Raw genomic sequence first — 13,606 nt, forward strand, 5'->3', positions numbered from 1 at the left:
TTATTTGTCAATAAATGTACTTGCAATATTTTATAGTGCAATAAATTAATGTAAAAATTAAATCATTCACTTTGTTAAGTAATCATTTTGTGTTAGTTAATTATCTAATAAATAGAGGATTATGCTGAAATATGTCCAATCAAATATGGTTCAGTATTCTGCTCTTATCTTGCTAAAGTGCATAGTGCAACTTGCTTATCTTGACCTAGTCATAGGTAGTAAAAATTGTCCCCTATTCGCATGCTGTTACTCATCCCGTAAGTAGAATGTAACTCTCGTCTTAGATAGGGACAAAATAAAAGCCCGACCAATTTGGCCGGGCTTTTTACTAGAATATAAAAATGGAAGGTGAAAGATATTACTTAGTTAGTTTGATTGTTTTACCCACTAAAGAGCCTGATATAAACATTAAGTAGTACCGACCTGAGGGTAGGTTCAGAGTGCTCATATCGATGCTGCTTTGGGCAATACCAGCGCTGAAGCTAATACTACGTTTCTGTATCAGGCGACCAACTTGATTGAAGAGGGCTACATTCATCGTTTCAGCCGATTTTAGCTGTGTCTGAATAGTTACAACGTCCTCGAAAGGGTTAGGGAATGATTGCGTAGAAACTGAGTTCGTAGTAACTATAGAAGTTGGTGTGCTGCTAGGAATCGGTGCACTACCGGGGGCAGTCCAAACTTCGACGCCTGAAATGTTGGCATCGCCACCAGTGCTCGTTAATCGGAGGGTTCCGTCCGTGACTGTAACTGCCAGAGGACCTATCTTATCCCAGTTGCCAGTCGCACCGCTATTATAGTTTGTAAGAACAGTCTTATTGTTTAGTGCTAGGCTGAAACGCTCTGGTTTGTTATCTTCCCACACATACACATATACGTTGTAGACACCGTTGGGCACATTTGCGAGTTGCACCTTTACGCTACGTCCGCTCACCGATGAGCGAATCATCTGCGCACGTGTGGCATCAGGGTTTGAGCGCAGCTTAACTTTCTCATTGGTGAATAAGGTGCCGCTAAGTTGCAAATTGGCGGCGCTACTGCTGGCTTCCCACTTGTTGCCATCCAAAGTAATAGCCCCTCCATTAACGTTGATTGCCCGATATAGCTGCGCCAGAATAGGAGCAGGAGTAGGCGTTGGTGTAGGATTCGGGGCGGGCGCAGGCGCCGGAGTTGGAACCGGACTAACGGTAATGGTGACAGGGGCAGAGGTGGCGGTAGCGCCGGCGTTGTCGGTGGCACGGGCCGTGAAGGCGACGGGGCCGGCCGTGGTGGCGGTCCAGCTCAGCTGATAAGGAGCCGTGCTCACTTCGCCCAGCTTGGTGCTGCCCTGGAAGAACTCTACTTTCTGCACGGAGCCATCCGCGTCACTGGCCGTAGCCGTCAGCACCTGGCTTTGGCCCACGGTCAAGGCCACAGTAGTGGTCGGAGCGGTCAGGGCAATGCTGGGCGCTACGTTCGGGGCCGGTGCGGGAGCAATAGTAGATTTCCATATTTCTACCCCGGAGATGTTTGCGTTGTCATTACCGGTAGCACCAATGCTCAACTGACCGTTGGTAACAGCCGCCGCGAATGGTCCTAGTCGAGTCCAGCTACCAGCTGAGCCGCTAATGACATTGCTCTGAACTAATTGACCCTGCACGCTAACATTAAAACGCATTGAGAAATTATCCTCCCATATGTATAGATATACGAAATAGTTGCCGTTGGAAACATTAGAGAACTCAATGCCTGCATTCTGACTTCCTATTGATGAGCGGATCATTTGAGTGCGAACTGCGTCAGTGCTTGGATTAAGTGTGACGTTTTGGTTGGAGTAGGGCTCGCCATCAATACGTACATTAACGGCGCTGCTGTTGGCTTCCCACTTGTTGCCATCCAAAGTAATAGCCCCTCCATTGATGTTGATTGCCCGGTAGAAGGCCGCATTGCTTGGAGCAACGGGCACAGGCGCGAAAACAGGAGTTGGAACCGGACTAACGGTAATGGTGACAGGGGCAGAGGTGGCGGTAGCGCCGGCGTTGTCGGTGGCACGGGCCGTGAAGGCGACGGGGCCGGCCGTGGCGGCGGTCCAGCTCAGCTGATAAGGAGCCGTGCTCACTTCGCCCAGCTTGGTGCTGCCCTGGAAGAACTCTACTTTCTGCACGGAGCCATCCGCGTCACTGGCCGTAGCCGTCAGCACCTGGCTTTGGCCCACGGTCAAGGCCACAGTAGTGGTCGGAGCGGTCAAGGCAATGCTGGGTGCTACGTTCGGGGCCGGTGCAGGGGCTGCTACTATCAAACCAGGAGTAATATTCTGGTTCTTGGTTTTCTCTAACCAAGAAGTCCATTCTGCTTGTTCTGTCTCAGCGGTAATAGGGTTAGGAAGGGCAGTATTATTCTTATTGTGGTGGATGTTGCGAAACCAGGAGTCATTTCTGCTTTGCCATCCTCCTTTGTTTACATAGCCAATTTGGTTGTCGTGGACCGAGATGTTAAAGAAATGAGCATCGGTATCAACGCTGCCGCCTCCACTATTCCAGGTGAACATACCTACGTTAGCACCATTATTATACTGGCCATCAACATAGCTACTGGTAACAACACGATTGTTGTAGATTTCTATATCATGACCGTTTGATACTGCAATACCGTAGTTTGACACGCCTACTACTTGATTATTATAGCATTTCATAAAGGCGCTGGCTTCCTCTAGGTAGCCTGGATCTCCATCACCTAGCATTATTCCTCCTCCTGAGTAACCGGCTTCTATTGCAGGTATAGGATGAGCGCCCTTGATAAAGTTGTCATGTATTAGGAAGGGGCTGTCAGCAGTGCCGTTCGACTTATAAAAGTTAAAGTTGTCTTCAACGGTACTGTTATTAGGCGTATTAATTATCTCGTTCCAAGCAATTTCAACTCCGCGCAGGCCGTGTAAGCCATTGAATTGCACAAATTGAACTTGCTCTTTACCTCCGTTGCGGTAGCGTCCATCAATATTACGTGCTTGATTGTAGAGCACCTTGATCGTTTGGTTAGCACTCTTGTCACCTACGTAGGCAGCTAGGTAGATACCAGAGGTTTGCTCCATATAGTTGTGCTCTAAACGCACATTTTTGAAATTATTCGCATCAATGAAGCGTCCCTGTCTCACATTATCCAACGAAGGTCGGAGAGCGAGGCCACGTGTATTGCGAACGGTAACGTCGTTATTCCGATAATGCGCTTTTATGAGAATAGTTGCGCTCTGAATATTCGAATTCTCAATAATTACCGGTTCCGCTGTCTCAATTGAGATGGCGGGTATTCTAGAGTCGAGACTCTGCCAGTTACCAGTGTATGTTCCGCCTTTGGTAATAGAGATGGGCCCATTGTAAATGATACCTGTTGACTGTGCCAGGGATAATAGTGCCCCTGGACCTAGCATAAATAGGAGCACAAATGCAGATGACAGCCAGTGGATGAAATTTCTAGAGTAGAACTGCTTCATTGGTTTGAGTTTAAATTACTACTATATGGATTTGCGTGAAATGTAAGTTAGAGAGGATATGAACCCCTTTTCTAAGTACTGATTACTTGCCAAAATGCATTGTAAACCAAATTAAGTAATTGTACATAATACAGCTGCTGCGTACGGATCTGCAATGACCGAACCATATTTCAGAAACAAACAAGTGGAATATTTCTTATTTGCCATTGTTGACTTTAACATTACTTCTATAAATATAAGAGATAAAAACATCGTTTAGCAACAATAAAGGGGATTATTTTTGAACAATTTTACTATCCAAAGCCTTAAATTGCACATATAGACTTAGAAATATTAAAATTAATTGTCGCTTTAGGGTTTGTTTATTAGCTATACCGGATAAGTGCAAAAATATTAAATATAATTTTTAAAGGATAAGGCTGTACTTGGTACCACTTTATAAGATAATAGAGGTCATGCATGAACAGTATGATTATAGCTTGGTAGACGCACAGTAATTAGATTTGCTCTGACAGAACTTCCACGTAGCCCCATCATAGAAAAAGCCCCCCACCAGTCCCGTCGTACGATATCGTACGACGGGACTGGTGGGGGCTTTTTCTATGATGGGGTTATACGAGACCCAGCGCTTATCGCCAGTATCCGATAATTCGACGCATATAGCCAGTTGCTAGGAACAGCGGAAGATAAATAGGTGGGCAGTTACGACGGGCAAACTGAGTGAAGTCGCGAAGGTTAGCTCCGCCTCTTATGCTGAACAGGTGATTATAGTAATTGCGTAAGCTCTTTCGCTGACGATTGTGTTGGTCGCCACTTTCGTCCGGATATGTGCCAAGGCGAGCGTCGAAATTCATATACACCTCGAAGCCAGCTAAGCGGGCTTGATGTGTAAAATCGTAATCAGCATAGTAATGTGGGAGAATATCGGCCGCAAACAAGCCGATCCGATCAAATACAACGCGAGGAATCATCAAACCTCGACCAGGTAAGTTTTGGCTGGGCCATTGCCCCCGACGCTGATCTGGTGCCAGATCATCTAATAGCCGTTTAAAGCTACCTGTGGCCCAATTGCTCCAGCCGCCGCTGTAAATGGGCTCTTGCGTAACAGCATCTAATTCGTAAGCGCCGTAAAGTGCAGGTGGACGGCTATCGGCCGCCTTTTTCATGTTAGCGACAAAATCAGGATAGGCGATAACATCGTTGTTCATGGTCATCAGCCAATCGGCCCCTTGGTCTAAGGCGTAGCGTAAGCCCAAGTTTACACCTGCAGTCCAAAACAAAGAGCCAGTGCCGAAGAGTACTGTTACCTCAGGGTACTTTGCCGCTAAGGCAGCAGCGGTACCATCTGTAGAGCCGTCGTCTACTATTACCACTTTAAAATCTTGATTAGTCTGCTTACGCAATGAGTCCAGGCAGGCTAAAGTAAAGGAGAGGCGATTGAAAACCGGAATGACAATGTAGAGCATAATAAAAGCTTAGTAACTCAACTAAATTTATATAGTTGGTTGAACTGCTGAAACATCTTTTTCAACTGAAGTTTCATAGAGACGCAGTAGTTTGGAAAGAGAATCATGCATAGAATAGTGCTGTTGAACAAATGCACGGCCGGCTTTGCCATAACGTTGGCGTAGGATAGGTTGCTCAATCAATTCCTGCAAGGCATCTGTAAATGCTTCGGTAGTTGTTGGGACACAGCGGCCAGTTTGACCTTCAATTACTAAGTCGCGCTGCCCGTATACATCAAATACCACTGCGGGCACGCCGCAACTCAACGCTTCAAGGAGCGAGATGCTTAATCCCTCAAACAAGGAGGGCATTGCGTAAATATCAGCGGCTAATAAAGCTTGACGCACATTATGCGTTTGTCCCACAAACTTTACAGTATTGCTTATTCCCAGCTGGTGTGCTTGTTGCTGCTCCGCTGCGTGAGTAATCCCTTCGCCTACATGTAGATAAATCAATTGGTGGACCACCCTCGATTGTAAGACTGTCAATGCCTCCAAAATGACTTTATGATTCTTAATAGGAGAGCAGCCTCCTACTGAGATTACGACCACGGCATCATCGGGAATAGCGAAATGCTGACGTGCTTCTGCTCGTTCTGTTGCGTTACGGGCAGGTATGAAGTGTTGCTCGTCAAGCCAATTAGGCACCAGAACAGTAGGGTTATAATAAGTGTGGGCTTCGACTTGAGCTACTGAAGGTCCGATAGCGGTGAAAGTTGCTCCGAATAACCGTCGTGCTATCCAGCGGTAAGTGCCACGACGCCAGCGCACTTGCCCACGAAAGACAAAGTTATTGTGTATCGTAGACACAAGGCGAGGAACACGCGCGAATCGTGCTACTAGCAAATACCAAAAAAAATTTTGTTCAGTATGATTATGGACTACCGTAAACTGGTGCTGCCTTAAAAAGCAGTATAAGCGCCATAAATGCAGTATTGACCAATTTCTATAAGGCCGATGATGTACTATGAATCCGGCTTCTTGCAAAGTAGGAGCATAGTCACCGACTACAGCGCCGTCGGCCAGCATATGCTGTTCAAAACCTTGAGCTTGTATCGTGGGAGCAGCCAACCGAAGCATCACTTCAGCACCACTGAAGCATAGAGAATGTAGGATATGGAGTATTTTCGGCGCAGGTAGAGTCGGGGGGAGCATGTTATGCAGTAGGCTAAACGCTCAAAACAATAAGGAGCTGGAAACAAAAATTATCATAATCGTAGGACATATTATACTAATCACCTTCTTGCTCTAATCAAGAGTAATTATTTTGTTTAGCATAACAGTAGTCTTATAGTGATATACAACATCATCATGCTTATAGCAGGGTAGCTACAGAACGCAGACGGGCCATTATTTTATCGCGAAGAGTACCACGTAGCTCTCGGTAGTCAGAAACGGTGTCGCGAATCACGAAGCTTGGGTGACGTAAGGGTCTTGATACTGGCTCAGCAGGTAGGTTAGCCCAAGGATGAGAGGTGTTAAAAGTGTGCGTGGCTGCGCTCCCAAAGCCAATGTTGCTTATAAGATTAACATTAGGCATAATACTCAGGCCTGATTGCACAAGCATTGTGAAAGACCACTGATAATCCCAAGTATCCAACTGGCCATTATGCGTAGCCCAAAGTGGACGGAGTAGCATACGGGCATCCAACGGGTTAAAAAACCGGCGCCACAAATAGTTTTTCCGCTGGATTTCAGGGAGTAATGGTGTGGCCGCATCGTAATGCTGCCACGCCCGACGCCAAGTTGCCCAGCCCCAGATAGCAGTATGATGAGAGAAATAATAAGAGTAGTCGGAATCGTGAACCCAGCCCCGCATGATATTGCTGCCACTTATGTGCATCACCCGCGTATCGTCGCGATAACGGTGAAGCAGGTCTTCGCAGTAAGTGAAGAAAGAGGGGTGAGGTAAGCAGTCATCTTCTAGAATAATACCAGCTTCTTCATACTGAAAAAACCAATCTATGGCGGTACTGACCGCATTTCGGCAACCGAGATTTTGTTCGCGAAAAAGGGTGTGAACAGTACAGGGCCAATCTACTCCAGTTTCTACTAAGCGCCGTACTGTTTCACAAGCTGCTGCCTCATCTGGCCGGTTTGGGCGAGCACCATCAGCTGCCACGTATAGGCGGGGCGGTTGCGCAACACGAATGGCAGCAAATACGCGCTCCGTAACATCGGGACGATTGAATACCAAAAACAAAACCGCCGAGCGAGGTGTTGAACCGTTCGTCGCGTCGGCGAGATGAGAAGAGGAATTGACGAGCATGGAATCAGGTGGAATAATGAATGGCTGGTTCACTCTGGGGTGTACCATTGCCAACAGAGATAGGAACCTTGTTTTCTACTAAATGAGTAGAAGCGAGAGTCGCTAAGGTTTTTATCCGGTAGAAACCAAAACCTACCAAGCCATAAAAATAAGGCGGCAAGGCGTACGAGTAGCTGTATACCAAGCTAGTAGCGGTGAAGATACACCACGTCAGCGTTTCGGCATCCATAGCAGGACGTCTTAGCAACTGAAGTATTGCATATAGCTGAGGCATAGACAAAAGTATCAATCCGATTATGCCGAAATAGAACAAAGAGTCAATATAAAAGCTATGTAAGAAGTGCCCATTACCATCGGGGAAAACGACTAACGTTGGTTGGTCAGGATCATAAAATTGGATGGGTAGTTCGAATCCTCTGAATCTCATACCTGCTATTGGATTATCGACAATGAAAGGCCAATAAGACCGTGCCTGTTCAGCGCGCCACCCTCCGGTTCCCTGCTTATCGTAATTTTCAATGTCAGATATATTATTAGATATTTTGGTTAAGATCTTAGGATTTGACACTGCTAACGTTGTCAGCGTTAAGATCAGGAATAGAACAGGAATGGCGAATAGAGGTAGTAGCGCCTTAAAACTTAGACGCTGTCTGGCTGCACCGGATAACAGCACAACGTTAATTGTTAAAGAAATTACAGATACTACCCACACTGTACGGTGCTGAAAAAACAGAATAGTTATCGCAGCCACAAAAAAAAGTGCGAGTTGAATCTGTTTGCGCGTTTGCAGGTAGTTATTAAAATGAAAGAGCAATGGCAAAACAAGTAGATAGACGGACGATGCCACCAATCCCCGTTCGTGGTTGACAAAGGCCCCCATGCTAAGGGCTTTAGGATTAATAATGCTTACATTGAGAACTAAGGCTACCCAGATCATTCCTATGAGATCGGGGAGTGTAATACGCCCAATTATTCTATAGATCCCATAAATGGCAGGTAGGGTAAAGAGGACCATGATCTTCTGAAACACATGCGGATAAACAGCAGGTACATCATAGTGCAAGTATGAATCGGCTATAAGAAAGCCTATACCCGCTAGGGCACACCAGAATATATAGCGTGCTATTCCACTTAGGTGTTTATATAAAAGTATGCTCAAGGGTATGCTACCCACAATGACCATAGGAGGGTAGCCATCAAGTGGCGATGGTCCCGCGTTCCCCATCGCATCCACCGCTATAGGACCAGTGATAAGTGAAGAGAACAGAAGGTCCAATATCAATATGGTCAGCAGGGGAAGTGCATATAAAAACCGATAACGTAGCTTCATGGCAGTAATCGTAAGAAGCGCAGATTAGTAAGACAAGGTGGATATAGTCTGGGGGTAATTTGACCGAGTATTCGGCGATATTGCTGCTCATAGGCCGCAGTGACGATGGGAATCGAAAACCTTTCCTGCACGCTGATAATTCCTTGTTTGCTTAGTTGCTCATACAGTTGGGGCTGAGTCAGCAAATGACACAAAGCCTTAGCTATTGCTGCAGGAGAGTTAATATCGGTAAGCACCCCATACTTTCCATTATCGAGTACCCAAGGAACTGCTCCAGATTTGGCTCCGGCCACCACAGGCACGCCAGCCTGCATTGCTTCCACCAAGGTCATTCCAAATGATTCTTCACGTGATGGATGAAGCATTACGTCAAAATGGGGCAAAAGAGTAACCATTTCGGTGTGTGTAGCTTGCCCTGCAAAGTGAACGCCATCAGCTACACCATGTGTCTCAGCCCAGTGCTGAGCTGGCCCATTAGGGCCATAGTCGGCGCCATATAGCCAGTATTCAACGTCTGAACCCAGACGTTGGCGCACTTCGCGAAATGCCAGCAGAGCTGACTTTACATTCTTTAGTGACGACCACTCTGCCAGCATTGAAATAATGCGACGTCGAGAGACAGTTGGAAATGAGTGAGGAGCACCTGGAGCTGGCCGAACCGCATTGGGCACTACTACTGGATGGCGAGTCTTACTCTGCAATGCCTCAGCTAGATACGGTGAGACAGCAGTAAAGTGCTTCCCCCAACGTAAAATCCGTAGTTTGAGCAAGAGACGAACCACGCGATAAGCATCAGGGACATACCTTAAAACCAGCCACGGATTGTCATGAAGAGTGATCAGATGAGGATAACCACTCATCAGAGCACCTAATGCGAATTCATAACCCCAGTGGGCATGAACAATTTCTGGCTTATCCTGATGAATAAACCGAGCTAATTCTTTTCCTTCCTGCCTAAACAGATCTGGGCAACGGTGACGCGCATGTGGCCGAAAATGGCCCAGATAAATTGTCAGTTGAGAACCGCGTAGTATTACTGGGGTTGTGACCTTTGGATCTAATGAATAAATAGACACTTGGTGACCAGCCTCGAGTAATCCTTGAACTAATGGAGTGATGGCACTGCCCCCCATACCACTAGGAATAACAGCATCAGCGACATCTAGGTAAGGACGTAATGCATTGACATCTATAGGGGTGGAAAGTCCAATTTTCATAGCAGGACGCGTCAATAGGAAAGGGTACGGCTAGCAGGAGCGGATCGATGGAGTAACCGCTTAGCAATTATCAATAGCCGTGGAGGTTTAAAAGACGACGTGGCCGCCAAACTGAGTGCGAAACCTCCAAGTAGCTGCCTAAGTAATCTGCCAGCGCTTCCGAGCGGGCAATTTTCAGAATTGGGAATCACGGTTCACTACTCTGCGACTAAGTACAGACAGGAGCGCTTATATTAAGTAATTGTGGATACAGCGAGTTTGGCGTGTTGGTATCGTCTATGCAAAGACTAGAGTAACAATATTCATCATATTCTAGACTTAACAATCGATATTAGCTTTCTATATGAGAGCTCCTTTGGGGGGTCCACGTCATCAGTGCCTGGCGTGTAAAACCCTCGAAGAGAATAGTCCACCTCTATTCCTTCTGCCGTGAACAATTCTACTACTGCATCTCGGTGCCATTTTCCCCTGTAAATACCGGTGATTGGAGCAAATGGAATGATAGCGTGATTGGGATAAGAATAAAGATCACGATTAATGGTGTAGAAGCGTTCTTTAGTAGGTTTCACCCGACGGTTGATGTAAAACTCTGTTTGCCATGGATTCTCATGAGGGCGAAAGTAACGTGCTATGCGTCTTATATTCCACATGGATGCCATTGCACTAAATAAGTACGAATCAGAATGATCAACCTCCCATAAATCAGGAAAATCACTTGGATGAAATGGCCCTTGATTTCCACTTTCCACCAAACCTACATAAGTCATTTGATGCCCAAGCATGGTATCTGCCAACTGTTGTACCTTTTCTTTAGGTACGTAGTGGTCTAGAAACATATCCTCATGCAAATACACCACAATATCGGTATCAATTTGCTTGAAGGCTTCTAATAAGCGTTCTCCATGAGGGGTGTTGGCACTTCCTGTAAAGCGTGCTACCTGCGTACACGTAATATCGAGGCCCGGAAAGGAGAAGTCTTTAGTTTCAGTACTCAAAAAGATTCTCCCTTGGTAATTTGGCCAGTATTTTTTGAATAGTGTAAAAAAAGGCACCCAACAATCAGAGTAGCTATCAGTGCTGCTAACTAGGATAGAGTAATTAGGTTTCATCAAGTGCAAAAATTGAGATTATAGTCCTGCATACAATTGTGTGTGTACAAGCTTACTGAAAAACAGGTGCCAGCCCTACTGCTTGAGGTGCTATAATCGGTAGTCGAGCTACTACATCTGCCACTGAAATCGTGCCGGAGGCATTTTTGCCCTGAACTTGCCCACATGTATCATAACTATACTCAAACCCTAGTTGAACGGCTAAGCGTGCATAACAGTCATTAAAATAACCACTTGGAAACACTTCCAGCACCCGTAGTCCCTTGGGGGACCATGTTATGTTACTAAGACCTGCACCATGAAGAGCAACAACTGTTCTAGCTTGGCTAAACAGGTTTATTTGTTCTGCAAAGCTTAATTTCTCGCAGTAGACTATTTCGAAACCTCGTTCACGTAGGGCATTTTCAAGCTCTACCTCGTTGGCCATAGCCCTTCTAGGTGCATAACGCCGTGATATATAAATATCACGATGGCCGGTGGGTAATTGTTCGTAGTTGGGAATGTAAGTTGTGCGTAATATATCTATTGCTACAGGAGGCACAAAGCCTGCATCAATCTCGGTCTGTAAAAGAAGTAAATTAGGGATGCGCAGAGGCTCCTCAGCTATAATAATCTTCTGATCAAAGCTGTCGCCTAAGCGTAGCTCTAAGGCTTGGTGTACAAACGCAGGATAGTGTTTAGGGATCAAAATTCGCACCTCAGGAGCTAGCTCTAATGCGGTAAGCAAGTTGGGTAAGGTCTCAAAAAGCCAGTGAAAAAATGGCGAAGGTGCAGCTGCTACCACTAAGCTAGTCTCGGCAAGTTGAGTAGGACGGCGTGTATGGAGCAAGTGTAAGTGTGGCATTATGTTGCCCCAGCCCATAAGCCGGCGCACGTCACCTATACTTTCAGATAACACATAATCAGCATTTGGAAGCCATGTTAGCCCGTTGGCGGGAGCCACGCACACATCACAAAGCCAATATGCTAGCCTTGCTTCAAAGGATTTATGGCGTCGGAAGTAAGGTGGATAATGTTCAGGAAAACCATAGTACTGAGTGGTGGGCGCTGACAAGGTGCGCATTGTGCGTACATGGGGTTTAACTACCTCCCAACCCCATACTTCTTCTAAGGAGCGCAAAGCGGTACCAGGCAAGTTGCCTACCATAGAGCCCAAAAGCTTGCGCTGAATTACTTGAGCTAACCGTAACCGTATTTTAGCCACTGTCAGACGCATCTGTCTCAAGGGGCGCGACTGCTGTAAAAAGCTGAGTTTGCTCAATACGTGCTCATCTAGCTGCATGCGGATAGGGCGGGTAATACTAACGGTTAGCATACCAATCAGTAAAACTCCGCAGAGCAATATATGAGCCAGCAATTGTACCAAAGCTGGCATTTGTGAACCAGAGAATAACTTTGTTAATCCGTAGGAAGCCAAACCAACAACTGTAGCTGTTACAATGGCTGGCAGGTAAGTGGATACGATATCAAAAAATGAATAGCTCAGGAGACGTCTACCAGCTATAAGATATGCTAAGTGACGCAACACTTCACCCACCAGCATAGCCTTAGTCAAACCTATTAGTCCAAACCGACTGGCATAGATCATAAGTAGAGCTTGTATAATCACGTATCCTCCTTGCAGGCCCAGCTTGAAGTTAAGATCTGCTAGTGATTCAAATAAAATGCCGCCAAAAGTAGATAGCATGTTTAGCCCTACAACAAAGGCTACAATCTGAACTATAGGAATTGCCTCCAGCCATTGGTCACCAAGCATTACCTGCACCAGAGGCTCGGCCGTAGTGGCTATTCCCAGGCAAGTAGGCAACACCACGTAGCTAGTAAGGGAAAGAGTAGTGAGATATGCCTGGCTTAAGCGCTTACGATCATTTTGCAACGTGCTGAAGGCTGGGAGCAGTACCCGCGCTATACTAGTTGTCATGTTGTGTACGGGTAAATACACAAGCATAAAAGCCCGGTTATAGATACCTACCATTCGTACACCCAACAGACGACCAATAAATAATTGGTCTAGGTTGGCTCCCAGAAATTCTAAGAAGCTGATGACGGATACCCGACCACCAAAAGCAAACAGGGGCTTAAATATCTCCCAGCTAAAGAGTGGTCGTATGCTGTGGCGGACATTCCAGTAAGCTAATACACCCAATAATATACCTTGGGTAATCGTGGCCCCTAACAAGCTCCAGACGCCGTGGCCCCGAAAAGCCATTCCTAATCCTACACCTCCGTAAGCAATTATATAGGAGGCTACTTCTATTTTGCTTAGTGTATCAAAGGCCATGCGGCGCTTGAGCAGGCTAATAGACGTAGCCGACAAGCCTGTGATCATTAAGCTAACCGCCATTACTTGTAGTATAGGTACTACATGAGGGTTATTGAAGTAAAGCGGAACTAAGGGAGCTATAAACCAAAGTATGGTGGTGCAGGTCACTCCCAGAAGTACTGAAACTGTAAAGGCTACACGTACATCCTCATCGCTCAATTCAGTACGCTGTATCAGGGCTTGCTCCAAGCCCATTTGAGCGAAGTAACCCCCAAAACTTAAAACAACCCCAGCCATAGCGACTAAGCCAAAATCTGCCGGAGTAAGCAAGCGCGACATTAAGGCACTATAGCCTACCTGCATCGCGGCAATCGCGAAGGTGGCCGTCGTAGTCCATTTAATGCTGTGCAGGATACGCGAGGATAGATTCTGACTCATTGACACTGA

General features: G+C 46.2%; 8 protein-coding genes. All 8 read right to left on the reverse strand.

Annotation, left to right across the window (positions count from 1 at the left end; genetic code table 11):
• Positions 1-358: 358 nt before the first annotated feature.
• The gene (locus MKZ35_RS04950) at positions 359-3,067 is read right to left on the reverse strand and encodes an Ig-like domain-containing protein (protein WP_482512087.1); all 2,709 of its coding nucleotides are present in this window, start codon (positions 3,065-3,067) and stop codon (positions 359-361) included.
• Between the two features lie 1,028 nt (positions 3,068-4,095).
• Entirely contained in the window at positions 4,096-4,932 is an 837-nt protein-coding gene (locus MKZ35_RS04955) for a glycosyltransferase family 2 protein (protein ID WP_482512088.1), read from the reverse strand.
• A 27-nt stretch (positions 4,933-4,959) separates the two neighbouring features.
• On the reverse strand, positions 4,960-6,054 hold the full coding sequence (locus MKZ35_RS04960; RefSeq protein WP_482512089.1) for a glycosyltransferase: 1,095 nt from the start codon (positions 6,052-6,054) through the stop codon (positions 4,960-4,962).
• Positions 6,055-6,286: 232 nt separating this feature from the next.
• A complete protein-coding gene (locus tag MKZ35_RS04965) occupies positions 6,287-7,240 on the reverse strand; it encodes a nucleotide-diphospho-sugar transferase (RefSeq protein WP_482512090.1) in 954 nt (317 codons plus the stop codon).
• A gap of 4 nt (positions 7,241-7,244) precedes the next feature.
• Positions 7,245-8,570, reverse strand: coding sequence for an O-antigen ligase family protein (locus MKZ35_RS04970; RefSeq protein WP_482512091.1), 1,326 nt, complete (start codon positions 8,568-8,570; stop codon positions 7,245-7,247).
• Entirely contained in the window at positions 8,567-9,787 is a 1,221-nt protein-coding gene (locus MKZ35_RS04975; RefSeq protein WP_482512092.1) for a glycosyltransferase family 4 protein, read from the reverse strand. The genes MKZ35_RS04970 and MKZ35_RS04975 overlap by 4 nt, the downstream gene beginning before the upstream one ends.
• A 305-nt stretch (positions 9,788-10,092) precedes the next feature.
• Positions 10,093-10,782 carry a hypothetical protein gene (locus tag MKZ35_RS04980; RefSeq protein ID WP_482512093.1) on the reverse strand — a complete coding sequence of 230 codons (690 nt, stop codon included), beginning with the start codon at positions 10,780-10,782 and terminating at the stop codon, positions 10,093-10,095.
• A gap of 166 nt (positions 10,783-10,948) precedes the next feature.
• On the reverse strand, positions 10,949-13,597 hold the full coding sequence (locus tag MKZ35_RS04985; protein ID WP_482512094.1) for an oligosaccharide flippase family protein: 2,649 nt from the start codon (positions 13,595-13,597) through the stop codon (positions 10,949-10,951).
• Between the last annotated feature and the right edge of the window lie 9 nt (positions 13,598-13,606).

The organism is Hymenobacter sp. R533113, assembly GCF_056835965.1.

What these genes read in the sequence shown, in the direction of transcription:
- MKZ35_RS04950 (WP_482512087.1), bottom strand. Translation starts at nt 3,067, where the DNA reads ATGGAGCAAACCTCTGGTATCTACCTAGCTGCCTACGTAGGTGACAAG.
- MKZ35_RS04955 (WP_482512088.1), bottom strand. Translation starts at nt 4,932, where the DNA reads ATGCTCTACATTGTCATTCCGGTTTTCAATCGCCTCTCCTTTACTTTA.
- MKZ35_RS04965 (WP_482512090.1), bottom strand. Translation starts at nt 7,240, where the DNA reads ATGCTCGTCAATTCCTCTTCTCATCTCGCCGACGCGACGAACGGTTCA.
- MKZ35_RS04970 (WP_482512091.1), bottom strand. Translation starts at nt 8,570, where the DNA reads ATGAAGCTACGTTATCGGTTTTTATATGCACTTCCCCTGCTGACCATA.
- MKZ35_RS04975 (WP_482512092.1), bottom strand. Translation starts at nt 9,787, where the DNA reads ATGAAAATTGGACTTTCCACCCCTATAGATGTCAATGCATTACGTCCT.
- MKZ35_RS04985 (WP_482512094.1), bottom strand. Translation starts at nt 13,597, where the DNA reads ATGAGTCAGAATCTATCCTCGCGTATCCTGCACAGCATTAAATGGACT.